The following is a 22178-nucleotide window of genomic DNA, read 5'->3' as shown; positions in this document are numbered from 1 at the left end:
CAATCAAGTGCGAGGGAGCTCATGAGCGATCAGACGGCCACCGGGACCACCACCCCGGACCCGCGGTTCACCGCCCTCCCGTCACGCCCGGGCAAGATCATCGCGATCCATCAGGCCTACGAGTCCCGCGCCGCCCAGCGCGGCCGTCGTCCCGACGCCCTCTCCTACTTCCTCAAGCCGTCCAGCTCCGTCGCCGCGTCCGGCGGCACCGTCGAGCGCCCGCACGGCACCGAGCTGCTCGCCTTCGAAGGCGAGATCGCGCTCGTGATCGGCACCGCCGCACGGCACGTGCCGCTCGAGGAGGCTTGGAGCCACGTCGGCTGGGTCACGGCCGGCAACGACCTGGGCCTGTACGACCTGCGCGCCAACGACCGTGGCTCCAACGTCCGGTCCAAGGGCGGCGAGGGCTTCACGCCGCTCGGCCCCACCCTGATCGATGCACGCACCGTGGACCCCACCGCGCTCAGGGTCCGCGCCTGGGTCAACGGCTCCCTTGCGCAGGACGACACGACCGCTGGCCTCATGTTCCCGCTCGCGCAGATGGTCGCCGACCTGTCGCAGCACCTCACGCTCGAGCCTGGCGACGTCATCCTCTCGGGCACCCCCGCCGGCTCCTCCGTGATCGTGCCAGGCGACGTGGTCGAGGTCGAGGTCGACTCCCCCGCCACCGGCGCCAGCAGCGGCAGGCTCACCACCACCGTCACGCAGGGCACCACACCGTTCGACCCGACGCTCGGGTCCATGCCCGCCATCGACGACCTCCAGCGCACCGAAGCGTGGGGATCACGCGAGGCCGCGGGCCTGCCCCCCGCCGCACCTGCCGGACCCGCGCCGCTCGACGACGAGCTGCGTGCGATCCTCGAGCAGACCCCCGTCGCGGCCCTCTCCGCCCAGATGCGACGCAAGGGGCTTGAGAACGTCACCATCGACGGCGTCCGCCCGCTCGTCACCGGCCGCCGCATGGTCGGGGTGGCCCGCACCCTGCGCTTCATCCCCCGACGCGAGGACCTGTTCGCCTCCCACGGAGGCGGCTACAACGCGCAGAAGAGGCTCTTCGACACCGTGCGCGACGGAGACGTCATCGTCATCGAGGCCCGCGGCGAGTCAGGGTCCGGCACGCTCGGCGACATCCTCGCCATCCGCGCCCACTCACGCGGGGCACAGGGCGTCGTCACCGACGGAGGCGTCCGCGACGCCGCCGCCGTCGCGGCCACAGGGCTGCCCGTCTACACCGCCGGGCCGCACCCCGCCGTGCTCGGCCGCAAGCACGTGCCCTGGGAGATCGACACCACGATCGCCTGCGGAGGCGCAGCGGTGCAGCCCGGAGACATCCTGGTCGGCGACGACGACGGCGTGATCGTCCTCCCGCCGACGATGGCGCGCGAGATCGCCGAGGCAGCGCTCGCCCAGGAGGCCGAGGACGCCTGGATCGCCGACCGCGTCAAGGAGGGCAACCCCGTCGACGGACTGTTCCCCATGAACGCCGAATGGCGTGCCCGCTACGACGCGACGCGGGAGGATCAGGACTCATGACCGTCACCCAGAGCAAGTCCCAGCGCGCCTACGACTGGATCAAGGAGCGCATCACCGACCAGCGCTTCAGCCCCGGCTACCGGCTCGTGCTGGGCACCATCGCAGCCGAGAACGACATGAGCGTCGTCCCCGTGCGCGAGGCCATCCGTCAGCTCGAGGCCGAGGGCCTCGTGGTGTTCGAGACCAACGTCGGCGCCCGCGTCGCCATGGTCGACGACCAGGCGTACCGGTACAGCATGCAGTCGCTCGGGATCCTCGAGGGCGCCGCCACCGCGCTCGCCGCCCGGAGCCTCGACGCCGAGGACATCGCGAAGGCGCGCGCCGTCAACGCCCAGATGATCGACACGCTCGACCACTTCGACCCGCGCACCTTCACGCAGCTCAACCGCGAGTTCCACACGACCCTGTTCGAACGGTGCAGCAACCCACGCATGGTCGAGCTCGTGTCCGCCGAGTGGGGACGGCTCGGCCACCTGCGCGAGTCGACCTTCATCTTCGTCCCCGGACGCGCGCAGGAGTCGGTGAGGGAGCACGAGGTGATCCTCACCCTCATCGAGTCCGGCGCGCCCCTGTCCGCCATCGAGGACGCCGCCCGTCGGCACAGGGTCGCCACCCTGAACGCCTACGTCACCCATGAACACCCCGACGAGGCATCCAGCCTCATCGACATCTGAGATCCGCCACCCCGGAGGCCACCATGACCGACTCCACCACGCTCACCGTCGAGCGTCACGTCCCCGCCGATCTTCCCGACCGGATCCTGCACTACATCGGAGGCGAGTCGGTCCCGTCGCTCGACGGCGACACCTTCGGAGTGCTCGACCCGGTCTCGAACGAGGTCTACGTGGAGGCGGCCGCCGGCAAGAAGGCCGACATCGAGCGTGCGGTCGAGGCGGCACGCACCGCGTTCACCGAGGGCCCGTGGCCGCGCATGCTCCCCCGCGAGCGCTCGCGCATCCTGCACCGCATCGCCGACGTGGTCGAGTCCCGCGACGCCCGGCTCGCCGAGCTCGAGTCCTTCGACACGGGCCTGCCGATCACCCAGGCTCTCGGCCAGGCGCGCCGCGCCGCCGAGAACTTCCGCTTCTTCGCGGACCTGATCGTCGCCCAGGCCGACGACACCTACAAGGTGCCGGGCCGCCAGATCAACTACGTCAACCGCAAGCCGATCGGCGTCGCCGGGCTCATCACGCCGTGGAACACGCCGTTCATGCTCGAGTCGTGGAAGCTCGGCCCGGCCCTCGCGACCGGCAACACCGTCGTCCTCAAGCCGGCCGAGTTCACGCCGCTGTCCGCCTCGCTGTGGCCCGAGATCTTCGAGGAGGCCGGGCTGCCCGCGGGCGTCTTCAACCTGGTCAACGGCATGGGCGAGGACGCGGGCGACGCGCTCGTGAAGCACCCCGACGTGCCGCTCATCTCGTTCACCGGCGAGAGCAGCACCGGACAGCTCATCTTCGGCAACGCCGCCCCCTACCTCAAGGGCCTGTCCATGGAGCTCGGCGGCAAGAGCCCTGCGGTGGTCTTCGCCGACGCGGACATCGAGGCCGCCGTGGACGCCACCATCTTCGGCGTCTTCTCCCTCAACGGGGAGCGCTGCACCGCCGGCAGCCGCATCCTGGTCCAGCGCGACGTCTACGACGAGTTCGTGGAGCGCTACGCCACGCAGGCCAAGCGGGTCCGCGTGGGCCTCCCCCACGACCCCGCCACCGAGGTGGGAGCGCTCGTCCACCCCGAGCACTTCGAGAAGGTCATGAGCTACGTCGAGCTCGGCAAGTCCGAGGGACGCCTCGTCGCAGGCGGCGGACGCCCCGCCGGGCACGAGACGGGCAACTTCGTCGAGCCCACCGTCTTCGCCGACGTCGCACCCGACGCCCGCATCTTCCAGGAGGAGATCTTCGGCCCCGTCGTGGCGATCACCCCGTTCGACACGGACGAGGAGGCGCTCGCGCTCGCGAACAACACGAAGTACGGGCTCGCCGCCTACATCTGGACCAATGACCTCAAGCGGGCCCATAACTTCTCGCAGTCGGTCGAGGCAGGCATGGTGTGGCTCAACTCGAACAACGTGCGCGACCTGCGCACCCCGTTCGGAGGTGTGAAGGCCTCCGGGCTCGGCCACGAGGGCGGCTACCGCTCGATCGACTTCTACACGGATCAGCAGTCCGTGCACATCACGCTCGGCAAGGTCCACAACCCCACCTTCGGCCGCGAGGCGACCGACCACTAGCCACGCCGCACGGCCGTCACGGCCGGTCCACCACTTCGACGCAAAGGAGCGCCACCATGAAGGACCGCAAGCCCACCAGCTCGGGCTTCTTCGTCACCGAGGAAGCCCCCATCCACACGGACAACCCGATCCCCACGCCCAGCGTGGAGCCGCCGGACATCCTGCGCTGCGCCTACATGGAGCTGGTGGTCACCGACCTCGCCGCCTCGCGCGCCTTCTACGTGGACGTGCTGGACCTGACCGTGACCGAGGAGGACGACGAGGTCATCTACCTGCGCTCGCTCGAGGAGTTCATCCACCACAACCTCGTGCTCCGCAAGGGTCCGGTGGCCGCCGTCGCCGCCTTCTCGTACCGTGTCCGCACGCCCGAGGACCTCGACAAGGCGGTCGCCTACTACACGGAGCTCGGCTGCCGTGTGGAGCGTCGCGCGGAGGGCTTCACCAAGGGCATCGGCGACTCGGTGCGCGTGGAGGATCCGCTGGGCTTCCCCTACGAGTTCTTCTACGACGTGGACCACGTGGAGCGCCTCGCCTGGCGCTACGACCTGTACACGCCCGGAGCGCTCGTGCGGCTGGACCACTTCAACCAGGTCACCCCGGACGTGCCGCGCGCCGCGAAGTTCATGCAGGACCTGGGCTTCCGCGTCACCGAGGACATCCAGGACAAGGAGGGCACCGTCTACGCCGCCTGGATGCGTCGCAAGCCGACCGTCCATGACACCGCCATGACCGGCGGCGACGGCCCCCGCATGCACCACGTCGCCTTCTCCACCCACGAGAAGCACAACATCCTCGCGATCTGCGACAAGCTGGGCGCGCTGCGCCTGTCGGACAGGATCGAGCGCGGCCCCGGCCGCCACGGCGTCTCCAACGCCTTCTACCTGTACCTGCGCGACCCCGACGGCCACCGCGTCGAGATCTACACGCAGGACTACTACACGGGCGACCCCGACAACCCCGTCATCACGTGGGACGTCCACGACAACCAGCGTCGCGACTGGTGGGGCAACCCCGTGGTCCCCACCTGGTACACCGAGGCGTCGCTCGTGCTCGACCTGGACGGGAAGCCACAGCCCGTGATCGCGCGCACCGACGACTCCGAGATGGAGGTCACGATCGGCGCCGACGGATTCAGCTACACCCGCGCCAGCGACGACCCCGAGGACCTGCCCGCCTGGAAGCAGGGCGAGTACAAGCTCGGCCACCAGCTCTGACCCACGCCCGAGGAGGCATCCATGCTCCCCCCTGAGACGATCGTCGCCATCGCAGACGAGCTCGCCGAGGCCGAGCGGACGCGCACGCCCGTGCCGCTGCTCACCGCCCGCTACCCGGACATGGAGGTCGAGGACTCGTACGCGGTCCAGAACGAGTGGCGGCGTCGAGGCATCGCCTCGGGCCGCCGCTCGGTCGGCCGCAAGATCGGGCTGACGAGCAAGGTGATGCAGGCGGCGACGGGCATCACTGAGCCGGACTACGGCGCGATCTTCGCGGACATGGTGTTCGAGAACGGCTCGACGATCGAGCACGCGCGCTTCTCCAACGTCCGCATCGAGGTCGAGCTCGCCTTCGTCCTCGGCGAGCCGCTCGAGGGGCCCGAGGTGACGGTGTTCGACGTGATGCGCGCCACCGAGTACGTGATCCCTGCGCTCGAGATCCTCGACTCGCGGATCGAGATGCACGGCCGCACGATCGTGGACACCATCTCCGACAACGCGGCCATGGGCGGCATGGTCTACGGGGGCAACCCGACGGCCCCGGACGCCGTGGACCTGCGCTGGGTCTCGGCGCTCCTGTACCGCAACGAGGTCATCGAGGAGTCGGGCGTCGCCGCGGCCGTCCTGAACCACCCGGCGACCGGCGTCGCCTGGCTCGCCAACAAGCTCGCGCAGCACGGCGACTCGCTCGAGGCGGGCGAGATCATCCTCGCCGGCTCGTTCACGCGACCCATGTGGGTGCACCCTGGTGACACGGTGCTCGCCGACTACGGACCGATGGGGACGATCTCATGCCGCTTCGTCTAGACCCGACCCTGCGCGACCGGCTCGACGCGTCCGACCGACCTCTCGCCGGGATGTGGGTGTGCTCCGGCTCGCCCGTCGTCGCCGAGATCTGCGCGGGCGCGGGCCTGGACTGGCTGCTGATCGACATGGAGCACGCACCGAACGGCCTCGAGTCCGTGCTCGCGCAGCTCCAGGCCGTCGCCGCCTACCCGACCACGCCGGTGGTGCGGGTGCCCGCGAACGACCCTGTGCTGCTGAAGCAGGTGCTCGACCTCGGCGCGCAGACAGTGCTCGTCCCCATGGTGGCGTCGGCCGAGGAGGCGCGGGCCGCCGTCGAGGCGGTGCGCTATCCCCCGCTCGGACGTCGCGGCGTCGGCTCCGCGCTGTCGCGCTCGGCACGCTGGAACAGGGTCGACGGGTACCTGGCCGACGCTGGATCCCACGTCTCGCTCCTGGTCCAGGTGGAGACGGCCGAGGCGGTCGACGCCGCAGGTGAGATCGCCGCAGTCGAAGGCGTCGACGGAGTGTTCGTCGGGCCGAGCGACCTGGCCGCCTCCATGGGGCTGCTCGGTCAGCAGACCCACCCCGACGTGGTGGCCGCCGTGCTGCGCGCCTTCGCCGCAGTCCGCGCGGCGGGCAAGCCGGTGGGCGTCAACGCCTTCGACCCGAATGCCGCTCAGCAATACCTCGACGAGGGTGCGAGCTTCGTCCTCGTCGCCGCAGATGTGGCCATGCTCGCGCGCGGATCCGAGGCCCTCGCGGCCCGGTGGACGCCCGAGCCCGGCGCCGATTCGCGCCCCTCGTACTGACGCCATGACGATGCGTGCACGACACGTTCACGCATAGACAACTCCCGTGCCCCGTTGGTCTAGGGCATCATCCAGGCCCTTCCTAGCCTGAGAACAAGGGAGTGCACCGGCCCCGGAACGGTCCCTATCGCTGCGAAGACGCAGCGCGAGCCACCGTCGAGCGGGTCATCGTGCAACGTGACACGAGCGCTCCTCGCGCGAGACAACGCCGTCCCGCCATGACATGAGAGGCACGCACCCATGCACAGTTCACGCAACCTGAAGGCGGTCGCAGCCATCGCCGCGGTCGGCGCGCTCACGCTCGCCGCCTGCTCCGGCACGTCCGCCAGCGACGACCCCTCGAGCGAGGGCAGCGCAGCCACCGGCGACCCGATCGTCGTCGCGGCGCTCAGCGGCCTGACCTTCTTCCCCGAGGCGCCCGAGGCCGTCCAGGCGGTGTTCGACGACTACAACGCCGCCGGCGGACTCGACGGACGCCCGATCGACTACACCGTCTACGACGACAAGACCGACCCGGCAGCCTCCGCGACCGCCGCGCAGGACGCACTCTCGTCCGGCGCGGTCGCGCTCGTGGGCGGTTCCTCGCTGCTCGACTGCGCGGTGAACCACACCACCTGGGAGGAGAACGGCATCGTCTCCATCCAGGGCACCGGAGTGGACCCCTACTGCTTCGCGACACCGAACATCGCCCCCACCAACACGGGTCCGTACTTCGACACGTTCGCGACGCTCTACTACGGATCCGAGGAGCTGGGCTTCGAGAACATCTGCGCGATCATGGTCCCGGATGAGGCTGCCGCGAAGGCGGCCTACGAGCAGGCCATCGCCTCCTGGTCGGCCTCGACCGGCAAGGAGCTCTCCTACCTCGACACGACGCTCGTGCGCGGCCAGGCGAGCTACGCGGGCAACGTCTCGAGCCTCAAGTCGGAGACGTGCGACGCGCTCTTCGTCGCGGAGGTCGGCGACGCCGTCCTCGCGCTCCTCGGTGAGGCCTCCAACCAGGGCGTGGACCTCCCCGTCCTCGTCCTCACCTCGGCCTACTCCGACCAGTTCGCCGCCTCGGCCGCCTACAGCTCGGACATCTACCTGCCGGCCGAGTGGGCGCCCTACGGCGACATGACGATCGACGGCATGCAGGACTGGGCCGACTCGATGGATGCCCACGGCGTCCCGAAGACCGCCTTCTCGCAGGGCGGCTACCTCGCGGCGCAGTACTTCATCGACATCCTCGAGTCGATCGACGGTGACGTCACCCGCGAGAGCTTCACGGCCGCGGCGAAGGGCATGACCGACCCGATCGACTCGCCGATCGCCCAGGCGCCGTTCCTCTTCGGCGACGCCGACTTCCACCAGCCGAACAACACCGCCTACCCGGTGGTGCTCCGTGCCGGCACCAACGAGTGGGAGTCGCTCGGACCGCTGCTGATCGGCGACGAGATCGGCTGGCAGTACTCCACCGTCCCGGCCGGCACCTGACCCGACCGGGATCCCACCGCCGCGAGGGGGTCGACAGACCCCCTCGCGGCGCCCCGGCAACGACAACCCAAGGAGCATCGTGGACATCCTCGGTTCCCTCGTCGTCGGCCTGAGCTCGGGCGGCCTGTACGCCGCATTCGGCGTGCTGCTCGTCCTCATGGCCACCCTGACCCGCGTCATCAACTTCTCGCAGGTCGCAGTCGGCGTCTTCGGCGCCTACCTCTCGCTGAGGTTCATCCCGCTCGACCTCCCCACCTGGGTGATCATCCTGATCGCGATGGTGACGGCGGCGGCGATCTCCGCGCTGCTCGGCTGGATCATCGCGACCTGGCTCGGCGAGTCGAGCACCACCGCCCGCTCAGCCGTCACGGTCGCGACGCTCCTGGGGCTCATCTCCCTGTCGTTCCTCGTCTTCGGCACCAGGCCGCAGGCCAATCCGCCGCTCCTGGTGGGTCCGCTGTTCACCTTCGGGGACATCGCCGTCACCAAGGTGGGCGTGCTGATGCTCGCGCTCGCGGTGGGCATCGCGGCGGTCTCGAGGCTCCTTCTCACGAAGACCTCCCTGGGTGTGCGGCTTCGCGCCATCGCCGACCGCCAGACCGCCGCCGAGCTGCTCGGCATCAACGTCAAGGGCCTCCAGCTGTTCGTGTGGGCGCAGACCGGCGCGATGTCGGCCCTGTTCATCTCGATCGTCGGCAACGCCCAGGCGGGCAGCGCCAACTCGATGATCGTGCTGCTCATCCCCGCCGCGGCCGCCGCGCTCGTGGGCGCGTTCACCAACGTGTGGCTCGCCGTCGCCGGCGGCCTCCTCGTCGGCGCCCTCCAGGGCGTCCTCACCGGCTTCCCGAGCATCACCCTGCTCACCGACTGGGTGCCGCTCACCGTCATCGTCCTGTTCCTGCTGTGGAACCAGCGCAAGGAGGTCTGGGATGTCGCTCGCTGACACCACCGCCGCCACCTCGAGCCGTCAGCCCGACGCCGGCTCCCCCGCTCCCCGCCGCCACGGTCCGTGGTGGTTCCCGTGGGCCGTCGCCCTGGGCGTCACCGTCCTCGCCACCGGCCTCGCCTTCGCACTTCCCGACTACTGGCTGCTCATCGCGACCTCCGTGCTCGTGGCCATGATGTCGCTGCTCGGCCTCGGAATCGTCACCGGCACGGCAGGCATGATCGCGCTCTGCCAGCTGTCCTTCGCCGCCGTCGGCGGCTGGGTGATGGACCTGCTGATGACGCAGACGGCCCTGCCAGAGCTGCTCGGGGGCGCCGCGTTCGTCGTCGCCATGCTCGTCGGCGCGACCGCCGCCTCACTGCTGGGCCTCATCGTCGGCCTGCCGGCGCTGAGACTGCGTGGCGTGAACCTCGCAGTCGTGACGCTCGGCGTGGCTGCGGCGCTCGACATGACGCTGCAGAAGGTCTCGTTCCCCGACCAGTGGACCAACGAGCGTGTCCAGCGCCCGTTCGGCATCCCCGGCGCCGAGGACCTGTCGGGCAACCGCTCGTACTTCCTGTTCGTCGCCGGCGTCGTCATCATCGTCGCCCTCGGGGTGTTCTACCTGCAGCGCTCCCGCTGGGGTGCGGGCTGGCGGATGGTCGCGTTCTCGGAGCGAGGCACGGCGTCCACCGGCACCTCGGTCACCTCGGCCAAGCTGAGCGCCTTCATGGTGAGCGCCTTCATCGGCGGCATCGCGGGCTCGCTCATGGTCGGCCAGATCACCACCGCGAACTACATCACGTTCCAGACCCTCAACTCGCTGGGCCTGTACGTGCTGTCCATGGCGGTCGGCGCGCACCTCATCGAGATGGCGTTCTTCGGCGGCATCCTGTTCGTGCTGATCCCGGAGATCCTCAAGCAGTTCAACATCCCGCTCGAGTGGGCGAGCATCATCTACGCGGTCCTCGGAATCCAGGCGCTGACCACCAAGTCGAGCATGGGCAACGACCTGCGACGCATGATCCTCGCGTGGCAGCGCAAGCGAGGCCTCAACTCGATCGAGTCGACGCTCGTCTCGCTTGAACCCGTGGGCGCACCTGTGCCCGCGGCGAGCGACAACGTGCTGCTCGAGGTGAAGGACCTGAGAGTCGAGTTCGGCGCCGTGGTGGCGCTGTCCGACGTGACGATGCAGCTCCACGAGGGCGAGATCCTCGGCCTGATCGGTCCCAACGGCGCAGGCAAGTCCACCTTCGTGGACTCCCTCACCGGGTTCCTTCCGCATCACACGGGCTCGGTGACGCTGGACGGGGTCGAGCTCGACTCGCTGGCGCCGCACAAGATCGCACGGGCCGGCCTGCGACGCACGTTCCAGCAGGACCGCGTGCCCTCAACCATGACGGTCGGCGCCTACGCCCGCTTCGTCGGTGGCAAGGAGGTGGATGAGGACCTGATCGACGAGGTGCTCGCCTTCTTCGGATGCCCTGGCACGCAGGCGCCGCTCCAGATGGTCGACGTGGGCACGCGCCGCCTCATCGAGGTGGCAGCCAACATCGCTGCCGGGCCCAAGCTGCTGCTGCTCGACGAGCCAGCGGCGGGCCTCTCCCACGAGGAGCATGTCGCCTTCGCCGATCGGTTGAGGGCGGTGCCGGAACGGTTCGGCGTGAGCCTCCTCATCATCGAGCACGACCTGGACCTGGTCCGCAGCGTCTGCTCCAACCTCGTGGTCCTCAACTTCGGCCAGGTGCTCGCCACCGGCCGGCAGGAGGACGTGCTGGCGAACCCCGAGGTCCTCAAGGCCTACATGGGAGAGACGGAGATGGTGTCATGAGCCTGGTCCTCGACGATGTCACGGTGCGACGCGGCATCGGCCCGGTGATCTCGAACGTCTCGCTCGAGGTGGAGCCGGGGAAGATCACGACGCTGGTCGGCCCCAACGGCGCCGGCAAGACGAGCCTGCTGGAAGCGATCTCGGGCGTCGTCCAGGCTGCCGGCGGGACCATCACGATGGATGGCACCGATCTGCGGAAGCTGTCACGTCGGCGCCGCTCGACGGCCGGGCTCAAGCATGTGGAGCAGGGCAGGATGATCTTCCCGTCGCTGACGGTGCGGGAGAACCTCAAGCTGACGGCCCGCACCCAGGCGGACTTCGAGGAGGCGCTCGCGCTGTTCCCCGAGCTGGAGAAGCGGATCGACAACGCGACCGTGCTGCTGTCAGGTGGCGAGCAGCAGATGGTGGTGCTCGCCCGCGCGTTCGCAGCCAAGCCCCGCTATCTGCTGCTGGACGAGATGTCGCTCGGGCTGGCGCCCGTGGTGTTCCTGCGGCTCATGCCCATCATCAAGCAGATCTCCGAGACCGGCGTGGGTGTGCTGCTCGTGGAGCAGTTCGCGCACATGGCGCTCGGCGTCGCGGACGACGCGGTCGTCGTGACGAGCGGCCGCGTCTCCTATCAGGGCGAGCCTCAGGGCCTGCTGTCCGACGAGGACCTGTTGAAGCAGGCCTACCTCGGATGACCTCACGAGCCGCGGGGTCCGTCGCGCGAGGCCACGCTCGTGCGGCGGACCCCGCTCCCATTCACGCCGACCCGGAAGGCAGACGATGACCGACAGCACGCTCGCGATGAGCAGACAGGTGGTGTTCTCCGCGGCGGACACCCTCACCCACGAGACGGCGCTGGTCCCCGCCCCCTCGGACGACCAGCTGGTGGTGAAGGTCATGCGCGTCGGCATCTGCGCGACCGATCTGCACCTGCTCGCGGGACACATCGGCGACCCGTTCCCCCTGGTGCCCGGCCACGAGTTCGTGGGCGAGATCGCCGCGATCGGCGCCGCCGCCTCCGCCACCCGCGGTGTCGGGGTGGGCGACAGGGTCGCGGTCGAGATGCTCCTGCCGTGCCGCTCGTGCGCGCGCTGCCGCGAAGGTCGCTACAACCTGTGCGAGCAGGACGACATGGCGACGGGACTCACGCGTGGCCGCCAGTACGGCGTGAACATCCCCCGGACGGTGGCGCCCGGCCTGTGGGGCGGCTACTCCCAATACCTCCACGTCCCCGCTGAGGCCGTCGTCCATCGCCTGCCGCAGGACATGCCGTGGGAGCGTGCCGCACTCGTGGAGCCGCTGGCCGTCGCGCACCGCGCGATCGCGCGCGGCCGCGTGACTCCCGGTGACGTGGTGGTCGTGATCGGGCCGGGACCCGTCGGCCTGCTGGTCGCCGCCGCCGCACGCAGTGCGGGCGCGGGCAGGGTCGTGGTCGTGGGCACGCGCGACGAGCGGCTCGCGCTCGCCACCCGGATCGGCGCAGACGCGACAGTGAACGTGCGCGCGGTCTCCGACACCGCCAGCGCGGTGAAGGACGCTTGCGCGGGGATGGCCCCCGACGTGGTGATCGAGGCCGCCGGCCTCACCGGCGCCCAGCAGGACGCCGTACGGATGGTGCGGCGCGGAGGACGGGTCGTGCTCGCAGGCGCCTGCGGCGCCGCGGCACCGGTCACGTTCCTCGCTGACGAGGAGCTGCTCACCCGCGAGGTGGACGTGCTGCCGAGCTTCCTCTCGGCGGGCGGCTTCGAGCCCGCGATCGCCCTGCTCAGCCGCGACGACCTCCCGTTCGAGGAGATCGTCACCCACACCTTCGGCCTCGATGAGGTCGCCGACGCGTTCGCTCTGATCGAGTCGCGCGCCGACGGCGTCGTCAAGGCCGTGCTCGACCCCTGGAGAACAACCGAGGAGGACACGCATGACTGAGACGACGACCGACCCGGCACTGGACGAGTGGCGGACCTACGACGAGTTCGCGGCCGGGATCGACACGTACCGCCTGCCGAACGAGGACCTCTCGGGGACCCGCATCGCTCTCACGCTCGACGACGGCACGTCGCTGTCGCTGGACTTCGGCGCGTCCGAGGTGACGTGGAGCGCGACAGGCACGATCGAGGCCGCCGACGGCACCATCGACCCGTACGACGCGGTCGCGGTGCGGCCGGACGTCCACTACGTGAACCTGCCGCTCACGAGCCGCGAGCGCACCGCGCTCACCCTCATCTGGTCGTCGCGCACGCATCGCGCGATGGCGATCGTGTCCCACATCGCCGACGAGGCGGTCGAGGGCACCCCGCAGGTCACGCAGGAGTTCTGGGCGGGCGTCACCGATGGCGGCGAGCCGACCGGGGACGTGCCGGGGCCCAGCCGCGACCTGATCGGCAAGCGCAACGTCTACAGGTACAGCCCGTACCACCTGTACGAGCACGTGTACCTGTCCAGCCAGCGCTACTCGTGGCAGTGCCTCGAGGGAGTGCAGCGCGGCCACGGCGACACGGACCTGTCGACGGTGTGGCGCTTCGAGCACGGCATCTACCTGTTCTGCTTCCGCGAGTTCAGGATCGCCGTGGCGAGCGTGTGGCTGCATGACCTGGGCTACCAGCTGCGCACCACGGGCATCTTCCTGGGTCTCAACGGCCAGGGCGAGTCCGAGCACTCTCGCGCAGGAGGGCACATCTACCCGCTGGGCTCCGTCGAGTATCCCGACGCCCAGCCCGTCTGAGAGGACCACGATGAGCAACGCTGACATCATCAAGGACCACTACGCCGCCTCCGATCGCGGCGACATGGACGGCATGCTCGCGCCGCTCGCGCCCGACGTGTCGTGGACCGAGGCGGCCGGCTTCCCGTACGCCGGCACGTACGTCGGGCCGCAGGCGGTGCTGGAGAACGTGTTCGCGCGGATCCAGGCCGACTGGGAGGGCTTCCAGCTGGTCATCGAGGACGTGATCGACGGCGGCGACACCGTCGTGGGCCTCGGCACGTACTCGGGCACGCACCGTGTCACGGGCCGGCCATTCAGTGCGCGAGTCGCCCACGTGTGGAACCTCGCCGACGGGAAGGTGGTCCGCTTCGAGCAGGTCGTGGACAGCGAGCTGGTGAACGCCGCGGCACAGGACCGCTAGCCGCAACCGAATCCAGGGAGGGCCCGCCGACCACCGGCGGGCCCTCCTTTCGCGTCCAGGGGCGGTCACGCGGCACCCGCGCATGCAGAAGGGCCGGCGATCGGGATGCTGCCGATCGCCGGCCCCGTCAGGGAGGAGGAGAGAGACCCTGAGCTGCGACTCCCGTCAGGCGACGGCAGTCTTCGCGCCCACCGTGAGCGCAAGATCCTCGAGCATGAAGCGCGCGCCCAGCTCGCCGATCAGGACCGCCGGGGCGTTGGTGTTGCCGGTCGTCACCGTCGGCATGATCGAGGCGTCGATGACGCGCAGACCCTCGATGCCATGCACCTTGAGGCGCGGGTCCACCACTGCCTCGTCGTCGACACCCATCCGGCACGTGCCCACCTGGTGGTGGTACGTGACGATCGTGCGACGCACGTAGTCCTCGACCTCGTCGTCCGCGACGTCGGGGCCGGGGTAGATCTCCTCGGCACCCCACTCGTCGGCAAGCGCAGGCTGGCGGCCGATGGCGCGGCACTTGCGGACTGAGGCGACCATCGAGCGCACGTCGTCCTCATCGGCGAGCACCTGCGGGTCGATCAGCACCGGGTCGTCGAGGCCCGGACCGGACAGCGCGATCGTGCCGCGGCTCTTCGGGGTGACGATGCCCGCCATGAGCGAGAAGCCGTCGTCGCCGCGCGGCTCGAGCATCTCGCCGTACATCGGCACGGAGAAGTGGATCGGCTGCGTGTCGGGGACCGGAAGCTCGGGAAGGCTCGTCCAGAAGTGATGGGACTGGGTGACGGACATGCCTGACTGCGGCGGGCCCACCTCGCGCTTCGTGGTCGTGAAGATCACGGGCGCCAGGAAGTGGTCGTGCAGGTTCTTGCCCACACCGGGCGCGTCGCGGACCACGTCGATGCCGAGCGCCGAGAGCTCGTCGGCCGGGCCGATTCCCGAACGCATGAGGATGGGGGGAGAGTCGAGCGCGCCCGCGGCGAGCACCACCTCGTCGGCCCTGAGCTCCACATACTCGCCGTCGAAGCGGTAGCGGACTCCGACCGCGCGGCCGTCCTCGATGAGCACGGAGTGGACGTGCGCGCCGACGAGGATGTCGAGCCTGTCCCGCACGGGCTTGAGGTACTCGGTCCACGTATTGGCACGCACGCCGTCGCGCATCGTCACCTGCTGCTGCGAGACACCCTCGAGGCTCTCGCCGTTGTAGTCCTCATTGAGGGGAAGGCCTTCCTCGACCGCCGCGTCCATGATGGCGCGCTGGATCGGGTGCAGCTCGTAGTCGTCGGTCACGGGCAGCGGGCCGCCGACGCCGTGCAGCTCCGACTCGCCGCCCGAGAAGTCCTCGATCGCTTTGTAGACGGGAAGCACGTCCTTCCAGGCCCAGCCGGTGTTGCCCTGGGCGGCCCACGCGTCGAAGTCGGCAGGTGCGCAGCGCACCCAGATCATCGCGTTGAGCGCGTGCGAGCCACCGAGGACCTTGCCACGGGGCAGGTGAAGCCGCCGGCCTGCGGCGTGCTCCTGAGGGACGGTCCGGTAGTCCCAGTCGTCCTCGCTGTGCCACAGCTCACCCATCCGGGACGGATCGTGGATCGCAGGATTCGTGTCCTCGCCGCCCGCCTCGAGCAGCGTGACGGACACCCCCGCGTCGATGAGGCGGCGCGCCACCACGGCACCCGCCGAACCCGCTCCCACGACGATCGCAGTCCTCGTTGACATGTGACTTCCCTTCGCTCAGGCCAATGAGCCCTCGACGCGGAGCCGCCCACCGCGACGGGAGCTCGACCCCCGGGGCGGTAGGAAGCGGCCGATCATCGTCGACGGGCCTGCCGGTGCCATTGTGCAGGCCGACGCCTGGAGGGGGCTTGACGCAGAGCGCGCCGCTGATGACGGAGGACGAACAGCCTCCTGCCGCCGGTAGCGTGAGGACATGACCGACGCGCCAGTGCCGACCCTCACCCGCTCGTTCCACGTGGAGGTCGAGCTCGGCCCGCTCGAGGACCACGGCATGACCCGCGTGGGTCACCGGAGGGTCGTGCCGATCGTCGGTGGCACCGTCAGCGGCGAGCTCGAGGGAGTGCTGCTCCCCGGCGGGGCGGACTGGCAGATCGTCCGGCCCGACGGCGCGATCGAGGTGGATGCGACCTACACCGCGAGGACCTCGACGGGAGGCTTCGTGCTGATCCACGCGCGAGGACTCCGCTCAGGTCCTCCCGAGGTGCTCGAGGCGCTGCTGCGCGGCGAGCAGGTCTCTTCCGACGCGTACACGTTCCGCACCGCGGTCACGCTCGAGTCGTCCGACCCCGAGCTCGCGTGGACGCAGCAGTCGCTCTTCCTCGCCTCGGCCGTGAGGGGCGCGGACACCGTGTCCTACACGGCGTACCGGGTGGGGTGACCGGACGCGTCGGGGCGTCCGGGCGCGAGGGCCGTCACGGCCGTCGGACGACGGGCGCCGCTGAAGGCGCGTCGAGGACTAGTGGTCGATGATGCCGTAAAGACGGTCGCCCGCGTCGCCGAGGCCCGGCACGATGTAGCCGACCTCGTTGAGGTGGTCGTCCACCTTGGCCACGACCACGTTCACGTTCGCACGGTCGCCGACAGCATTGCGCACGTTGTCGATGCCCTCGGGCGCAGCGAGCAGGCACACGCACGTCACGTCGGTCGCACCGCGCTCCAGCACGTACTCGATCGCCATGATGAGCGAGCCACCCGTGGCGAGCATCGGATCCACAAGGAACACCTGGCGACCGGTGAGGTCATCGGGCAGGCGGTTGGCGTACGTGATCGCCTCGAGCGTCTCCTCGTCGCGCTTGAGGCCCAGGAAGCCGACCTCGGCGTTCGGCATGAGCCGCGTCATGCCGTCGAGCATGCCGAGACCCGCGCGCAGGATCGGCACGATGATCGGCTGCGGGTCCGAGATGCGGGTGCCCACCGTCTTCGTGAGAGGCGTCTCCACCTCGCGCGCCTCGACCCGCACGTGACGCGTCGCCTCGTACGCGAGCAGCGTCACGAGCTCGTCGACGAGCAGACGGAAGACAGGCGACGTCGTCTCCTTGTCGCGCAGGATCGTGACCTTGTGGTCGATGAGCGGGTGGTTCGCGACGTGGAGCTCCATGGGGGACAGCCTACCCAGCACGTGGGCCCCGCGGGGCAGTACCGTGGCCGCCATGAACAGCCTGCATGACGCCGCCTACGGAGAGGCGATGGACGCTGCGCTCGTGCTCGCCCGCGAGGCGTCAGCCGAAGGCGACGTCCCGGTGGGCGCGGTGGTGCTCGACGAGTCGGGAGCGGTGATCGGCACCGGCAGGAACCGCCGCGAGGTGGACGCCGACCCGAGCGCCCACGCCGAGATCCTCGCACTGCGCGACGCCGCCCACCGCAGAGGCACCTGGCGGCTCGACGGGTGCACCCTCGTTGTCACCCTGGAGCCCTGCCTGATGTGCGCGGGCGCCGTGCTGCAGTCCCGGGTCCCGCGCCTCGTGCTCGGCGCGTGGGACGAGAAGGCGGGCGCCACCGGCTCGCAGTGGGACGTGGTCCGTGACGCGAGGATCGGCGCCAAGGTGGAGGTCGTCTCGGGCGTGCGCGAGGACGCCTGTGCGCAGGTGCTCCGCGACTTCTTCGAGAGCCGCCGCGAGCAGTGACCGAAGCACCCCGCACGCGCGATATCTGGCGCGACGGCATGAGGCGCGCGGTCGCGACCCTCGGCACGATCGCACCACCGGGCGAGCCCCGCTGGCCGATCGCTCTCCAGGCGACCGTCGTGATGACGGTGCCGCTGCTGATCGGAGCGGCAACAGGGCACGTCGAGGAGGGCCTGCTCGCATGCGTGGGTGCCTTCACGGTCCCCTACTTCGCGGCGCTCCCCCGGCTCGAGCGCCTCCGCCTGAGACCACTCGCCGGCCTGGTGCTCGTCGCCTCCTCTGCGCTCGGCGCCGCCGTCGGAGCCCACCCGCTTCTCACGAGCCTCGGCCTCATCCTGGTCGCCGTCGGAGTCGGCGCGGCCGTGCACGCCTACCGGCTGGGGCCGCCCGGACCGCTCTTCCCCGTCATCGTGTACGGCATGTCGGCACACGCCACAGCCGCGGGTGAGCCCTGGACGACGACGGTGGGGTGGGTGAGCGTCGGATGCGCCTTCGCGGTGGTCGCCAGCATCGTGCCGCTCGTGCGACGCGTGCACTGGCTCGTGGTCCCCCGCTCGCTGCGCCAGATCCTGGCGCGTCCCGAATGGGACCGCGGGGCACGGGAGATGCTGATCCGCACTGCCATCGTCGCCGTGCTGGGCACCGCGATCAGCATGCTCTACACCGACCCGGAGCGCGCCTACTGGACCGTGGCCGCCGGAGTCGTCGTGGTCGGCATCGTGCCCGGGCGCGGCATCGCCGCCACCCGCGGGCTCCACCGCACCGTGGGCACGATCGCAGGCGTGGGCGTCTACATGCTGCTCGGAATGACCCCGATGAACCCCTGGCTGCTCGCCCTCACCCTTGGCGTGCTTCAGTTCATCACCGAGCTCGCGATCACCCGGCACTATGCGATCACCACGGCCGCGGTCACCCCCCTCGCGCTCATCATCGTCACCTCGGCAGCGGGCGAGTTCGGCACCCCGGTCGTGGTCGGCGAACGCATCCTCGACACCGTCGTAGGCGCGGGCCTGGCCGTTGCGACAGCACTCATCCACGCCCCTGGACCGCCTCAGGCGGCGCGGCTCAACCTGCCGCCCACAGCCGATTAGGCGGCACGGTGAACAACGGGTATCCTTCTTCGCGGTGACGTGTCCGAGCGGCCGAAGGTGCAGCACTCGAAATGCTGTGTACGGTAACCCCGTACCGTGGGTTCAAATCCCACCGTCACCGCCACAGAGGAAGCCCTCGGCGCCGAGCGCGCCGGGGGCTTCACTGCTTCCCCGGTCGGTGATCCGACCCGCGCGAGGGCCCGAGGAGACCATGTGACGCAGGAACGCGGAGACCGCCCGTCTCGCACGCGGCGCGCCATGGACACCGCGGCACACGCAGTCCGCAGCCTCGGCGACGTGCGGCCCCACCCCCACCGTCGATGGCCGCTCGGCCTCCAGGCGGCGATCGCCGTCGCGGGGCCCATCCTCATCGGCAACGCTGCGGGCCACGCGGAGATCGGCTTCCAGGCTGCGCTCGGCGCCTTCGCACTGCTGTACTTCGGCAGCGCGAAGCACGTGGACCGCGCGCGGACGGTCCCGTTGATCGGAAGCGTTCTCCTGCTGTGCGCCGCCCTCGGCGCAGCCGCTGGCGGCTCAGCGGTCGCCACCGCCGTCGGCCTGATCTCGATCGCCGTGGCCGCGGGCCTTCTCACGCAGGTCTTCGACGTGGGGCCTCCGGGGCCCATCTTCTTCGTCCTCGTGTTCGGCTCGTCGGCTCACATCACGATGGCGACCGACGGAGTGCGCCATGTCGACCCGGTGTCGTTCGTGGGCGCTGTCGCGTCAGGCGTGGCGTTCGCCTCCCTCATCGCCGCCGCGCCGCTGGCCCTCTCCCGCCATCGCGTTACAGCGACTCCGCTCCGCACGCTCGTACCGGGACCCTCGTGGAGCGTCGACGGCCTGACGGTCGCGATCAGGGTCGCCGCCGTCGCACTGACCGGCACCATCCTCAGCGTCGCGATCGTGGACCCCGATCGCGCCTACTGGACCGTGTGCGCAGGAGTGGCGGTCGTCGCGATGCGCGCGCCCCGCCGCGCCGTCGCCTCACGCGGTCTCCACCGCGTCGTCGGCACGGTCACCGGCGCGCTCCTCTTCGCAGGCCTTGCGCAGCTCTCGCTGAGCACCGTCGCGCTGGCCCTGGTGCTGGGCGTGCTCCAGTTCACGATCGAGCTGCTCGTCGTGCGCCACTACGCGCTCGCCCTCACCTTCATCACCCCTCTCGTGCTGCTGCTGGTCACGTCGGCGGGAGGCACAGCAGGCTCCACGGTCGCACCCGAGCGGGTGATCGACACCCTCGTCGGAGCGACGCTTGGAGTGCTCGCCGCGCTCATCCCCGCACCTCGTCGGGCGGGCAACGCAGCGCCGCGCTGACGCGCCCCTCAGACTCCCCTCAGGTCCGCCTCAAGTCTGCGCGAGCCGACCGGACGACGATCTTTCGGTGCCCTGACCGGGGCCACACGAGAGAGGAGTCGACATGGTCAAGTGGAATCACCCGGCGACCGATGCCGCGCACACCAGGCCGCGAGACCCACAGCCCCACGCATCCCACGCACGGACCGTCCGCGCATCCCAGGTGAGCAGCACAGCGCTGCGCGACCGCTGGGTCACCGAGCCGGCGCGCAGCGCGTCGGCCCTGATGATCGGGATGCGATGACGGAGGCGCTCGGCTGGATCGGCTCCGCCCTCCTGCTGCTGTCGCTGACGCAGCGCGACATGCTGCATCTTCGGCAGCTCAACCTGGCGGCCTCAGCGCTGCTGCTCGTGTTCAACGCACTGATGCTCATCCCGTCGATGGTGGTCCTCAACGGGATCCTCGTGGCGGTGAACCTCTACCACCTTGTGAAGGTCAGCAGGTCACGACGCAAGGAACGCGTCGATATGGGACAGGAACTCAGGCCAGGCAGGTTCCGCCGCGCCGATGAGATGGCTCGCGCTGTCGAGCAGCACCAGGCGGCTGTCGGGGATGAGCGCGGCAAGGTCGCGCGCCTCTGACACCGGCACCCTCCTGTCGTCCCTCGAATGGAGGATCAGCGTCGGACATGACACCTGCGGAAGCAGGTCCCTCACGTCGATGCTTCCGAACTCCTCCAGGAACCTCACGGCGTTCGCACCGGAGCAAGTCCGCTTCTGGAAGCGCGTGAAGTCGTCCCAGTCGTCGAGGGTGCCGCCAGGGAGGAACTGGGACGCGAAGACCCGCATGAAGCTCGGGTCGTCTCGCTCCCAGCCGACGCGGGCGAGGTCGAGGTCGAGCACGGCCTCGGCCCGCTCGCCGTCGTCTCGGGCGCGCACCATGCGGCCACGGGCGTAGGCCCCGGCCAGCACCAGATGGGTGACACGCTCCGGATGCCGGACCGCGTACGCGAGCGCAACGGCGCCGCCCTGCGAGACGCCGAGAAGCGGGAACCGGTCCAGCCCGGCAGCGTCGACCACGGTCTCGAGGTCGCTCACCCAGTCCTCGAAGGTCGAGCTGGGCACGTCCTGGTCCGACATGCCGCATCCGCGCTCGTCGTAGCGGATCAGGCGTCGGCCGTCGGCCAACCCGTAGAGCCAGTGGCTCCACACCGCACTGCCCCATTCGAGGTCCAGGTGGGTGATCCAGTTGGCAGCCTTCATCAGCACGGGGCCCTGCCCGACCTCGGCGTAGGCGATGCGCACGCCGTCCTCGGCGTGACAGAAGCGGACCCGCTGCGCGCCGGGCGACGGCGGGGCGTGCGGGATCGACACCTCCGCCTGCGGCGTCTGCGTCGCCACGCTGGCCACGAACTGGTAGCCGCGGCCGTGCACGGTACGGATCACCCGTTGCGCGCTGCCGCTGTCCCCGACGGCGAGGCGCGCGGAGCGGAGCGCGGTCGTGAGCGCGGCTTCCGAGACGAAACGCGTGCCCCACAGGGTGTCGAGCAGCTCCTCCTTGGTCACCACGCGATCGCGGTGGGTGACCAGATGCGCAAGCAGGTCGAACACTCGAGGCTCGACGGAGACCTGCGTGCCCCCGCGCGCCAGCGTGTAGCCGGCGACGTCGAGCTCGCAGTCCCCGAATGTGTAGCGACCCCCACCCACACAGCGAGGGTAGCCGGTGAGGCGCACGGAGTCACTGCCCCGCGGGCCGCGCCCACGCGCGCGGCACGGTGCGCCTACCCTTGACGGCAGCGATCCATCCCGGAGGAGTGTCATGGCTGGCCACAAGATCTACCGCATGAGCTTTGCGAGCATCTACCCGCTCTACGTGAAGAAGGCGGAGCGCAAGGGCCACACCCAGGACGAGGTCGACCAGGTGATCGCGTGGCTCACAGGCTACGACGACGCGGGGCTGGCCGAGGCGGTGGCGGACGAGCGGACGCTCGAGGAGTTCTTCGCCCAGGCCCCGGCGATGAACCCGCACTCCGGGCTCATCACGGGAGTGATCTGCGGCGTGCGCGTCGAGGAGATCGAGGAGCCTCTGATGCAGCAGATCCGCTGGATGGACAAGCTCGTCGACGAGGTGGCCCGCGGCAAGCGCATGAGCTCGATCCTGCGCGCCTGACGGACTTCCGGCGCATACGGCAGGAGCGGGGGGGCCCCGGGGGGGGCGCGCCCCCCCGGGCCCAGGGGTCGGCGGGCCTCC

22 protein-coding genes and 1 tRNA gene are annotated in these 22178 nt (G+C 70.1%); 19 read left to right on the top strand and 4 right to left on the bottom strand.

Going from position 1 to position 22178, the window contains the following annotated elements:
- The first annotated feature begins 21 nt into the window (after positions 1-21).
- The 13 genes from QQX04_RS13515 (at position 22) to QQX04_RS13455 (ending at position 13911) form a co-directional block, all read left to right on the top strand.
- Positions 22-1533 carry a fumarylacetoacetate hydrolase family protein gene (locus QQX04_RS13515; RefSeq protein ID WP_301130064.1) on the top strand — a complete coding sequence of 504 codons (1512 nt, stop codon included), beginning with the start codon at positions 22-24 and terminating at the stop codon, positions 1531-1533.
- Positions 1530-2207 (top strand): GntR family transcriptional regulator, encoded by a 678-nt coding sequence (locus QQX04_RS13510; RefSeq protein WP_301130062.1) that lies wholly within the window; start codon positions 1530-1532, stop codon positions 2205-2207. Before QQX04_RS13515 ends, QQX04_RS13510 begins: the two co-directional genes overlap by 4 nt.
- Positions 2208-2230: 23 nt before the next feature.
- A complete protein-coding gene (gene hpaE, locus QQX04_RS13505; RefSeq protein ID WP_301130060.1) occupies positions 2231-3760 on the top strand; it encodes a 5-carboxymethyl-2-hydroxymuconate semialdehyde dehydrogenase in 1530 nt (509 codons plus the stop codon).
- Positions 3761-3816: 56 nt separating this feature from the next.
- Positions 3817-4974 carry a 3,4-dihydroxyphenylacetate 2,3-dioxygenase gene (gene hpaD, locus QQX04_RS13500; protein ID WP_301130058.1) on the top strand — a complete coding sequence of 386 codons (1158 nt, stop codon included), beginning with the start codon at positions 3817-3819 and terminating at the stop codon, positions 4972-4974.
- Positions 4975-4995: 21 nt separating this feature from the next.
- Positions 4996-5781, top strand: coding sequence for a 2-oxo-hept-4-ene-1,7-dioate hydratase (gene hpaH / locus QQX04_RS13495; RefSeq protein ID WP_301130056.1), 786 nt, complete (start codon positions 4996-4998; stop codon positions 5779-5781).
- On the top strand, positions 5766-6569 hold the full coding sequence (locus QQX04_RS13490; protein ID WP_301130054.1) for an HpcH/HpaI aldolase family protein: 804 nt from the start codon (positions 5766-5768) through the stop codon (positions 6567-6569). Before hpaH ends, QQX04_RS13490 begins: the two co-directional genes overlap by 16 nt.
- Positions 6570-6809: 240 nt before the next feature.
- Complete coding sequence (locus tag QQX04_RS13485; protein ID WP_301130052.1) at positions 6810-8045, top strand: ABC transporter substrate-binding protein; 1236 nt, start codon at positions 6810-6812, stop codon at positions 8043-8045.
- A gap of 79 nt (positions 8046-8124) precedes the next feature.
- On the top strand, positions 8125-8988 hold the full coding sequence (locus tag QQX04_RS13480) for a branched-chain amino acid ABC transporter permease (RefSeq protein WP_301130051.1): 864 nt from the start codon (positions 8125-8127) through the stop codon (positions 8986-8988).
- Entirely contained in the window at positions 8975-10801 is a 1827-nt protein-coding gene (locus QQX04_RS13475) for a branched-chain amino acid ABC transporter ATP-binding protein/permease (RefSeq protein WP_301130049.1), read from the top strand. The genes QQX04_RS13480 and QQX04_RS13475 overlap by 14 nt, the downstream gene beginning before the upstream one ends.
- Entirely contained in the window at positions 10798-11484 is a 687-nt protein-coding gene (locus tag QQX04_RS13470) for an ABC transporter ATP-binding protein (RefSeq protein ID WP_301130047.1), read from the top strand. The genes QQX04_RS13475 and QQX04_RS13470 overlap by 4 nt, the downstream gene beginning before the upstream one ends.
- Positions 11485-11569: 85 nt before the next feature.
- Positions 11570-12712 (top strand): zinc-dependent alcohol dehydrogenase, encoded by a 1143-nt coding sequence (locus QQX04_RS13465; RefSeq protein WP_301130046.1) that lies wholly within the window; start codon positions 11570-11572, stop codon positions 12710-12712.
- Positions 12705-13508 (top strand): MoaF C-terminal domain-containing protein, encoded by an 804-nt coding sequence (locus QQX04_RS13460; RefSeq protein WP_301130044.1) that lies wholly within the window; start codon positions 12705-12707, stop codon positions 13506-13508. The genes QQX04_RS13465 and QQX04_RS13460 overlap by 8 nt, the downstream gene beginning before the upstream one ends.
- A gap of 10 nt (positions 13509-13518) precedes the next feature.
- Positions 13519-13911 (top strand): nuclear transport factor 2 family protein, encoded by a 393-nt coding sequence (locus QQX04_RS13455; RefSeq protein ID WP_301130042.1) that lies wholly within the window; start codon positions 13519-13521, stop codon positions 13909-13911.
- Between the two features lie 165 nt (positions 13912-14076).
- On the opposite strand, the gene QQX04_RS13450 is transcribed toward QQX04_RS13455, so the two are convergent.
- Positions 14077-15624, bottom strand: a complete 1548-nt coding sequence (locus tag QQX04_RS13450) for a GMC family oxidoreductase (RefSeq protein WP_301130040.1) — start codon at positions 15622-15624, stop codon at positions 14077-14079.
- 211 nt (positions 15625-15835) lie between these two features.
- On the opposite strand from QQX04_RS13450, the gene QQX04_RS13445 reads away from it, so the two are divergent.
- Positions 15836-16300, top strand: coding sequence for a DUF3237 family protein (locus QQX04_RS13445; RefSeq protein WP_301130039.1), 465 nt, complete (start codon positions 15836-15838; stop codon positions 16298-16300).
- Positions 16301-16378: 78 nt separating this feature from the next.
- On the opposite strand, the gene upp is transcribed toward QQX04_RS13445, so the two are convergent.
- A complete protein-coding gene (gene upp / locus QQX04_RS13440; protein ID WP_301130037.1) occupies positions 16379-17020 on the bottom strand; it encodes a uracil phosphoribosyltransferase in 642 nt (213 codons plus the stop codon).
- Between the two features lie 52 nt (positions 17021-17072).
- Between upp and tadA the strand changes: the two genes are divergently transcribed.
- The 4 genes from tadA (at position 17073) to QQX04_RS13420 (ending at position 19948) form a co-directional block, all read left to right on the top strand.
- Positions 17073-17546, top strand: a complete 474-nt coding sequence (gene tadA / locus QQX04_RS13435; protein ID WP_367312969.1) for a tRNA adenosine(34) deaminase TadA — start codon at positions 17073-17075, stop codon at positions 17544-17546.
- Positions 17543-18637, top strand: coding sequence for an FUSC family protein (locus tag QQX04_RS13430; protein WP_301130035.1), 1095 nt, complete (start codon positions 17543-17545; stop codon positions 18635-18637). The genes tadA and QQX04_RS13430 overlap by 4 nt, the downstream gene beginning before the upstream one ends.
- Positions 18638-18670: 33 nt before the next feature.
- Positions 18671-18761 (top strand) — tRNA-Ser (locus QQX04_RS13425).
- A gap of 89 nt (positions 18762-18850) precedes the next feature.
- Positions 18851-19948 (top strand): FUSC family protein, encoded by a 1098-nt coding sequence (locus tag QQX04_RS13420; RefSeq protein WP_301130033.1) that lies wholly within the window; start codon positions 18851-18853, stop codon positions 19946-19948.
- 117 nt (positions 19949-20065) lie between these two features.
- Here QQX04_RS13420 and QQX04_RS13415 read toward each other — a convergent pair whose 3' ends face one another.
- Entirely contained in the window at positions 20066-20299 is a 234-nt protein-coding gene (locus QQX04_RS13415) for a hypothetical protein (protein WP_301130031.1), read from the bottom strand.
- A gap of 132 nt (positions 20300-20431) precedes the next feature.
- Entirely contained in the window at positions 20432-21634 is a 1203-nt protein-coding gene (locus QQX04_RS13410; protein ID WP_301130029.1) for an alpha/beta hydrolase, read from the bottom strand.
- A 112-nt stretch (positions 21635-21746) separates the two neighbouring features.
- Here QQX04_RS13410 and QQX04_RS13405 point away from each other — a divergent pair, with 112 nt between their 5' ends.
- Positions 21747-22097 (top strand): DUF2200 domain-containing protein, encoded by a 351-nt coding sequence (locus QQX04_RS13405; RefSeq protein ID WP_301130028.1) that lies wholly within the window; start codon positions 21747-21749, stop codon positions 22095-22097.
- The last annotated feature ends 81 nt before the right edge of the window (positions 22098-22178 follow it).

This window comes from Demequina zhanjiangensis (genome assembly GCF_030418315.1).
GTDB lineage: Bacteria > Actinomycetota > Actinomycetes > Actinomycetales > Demequinaceae > Demequina > Demequina zhanjiangensis.
This window is presented reverse-complemented; position numbering and strand designations above follow the sequence as displayed.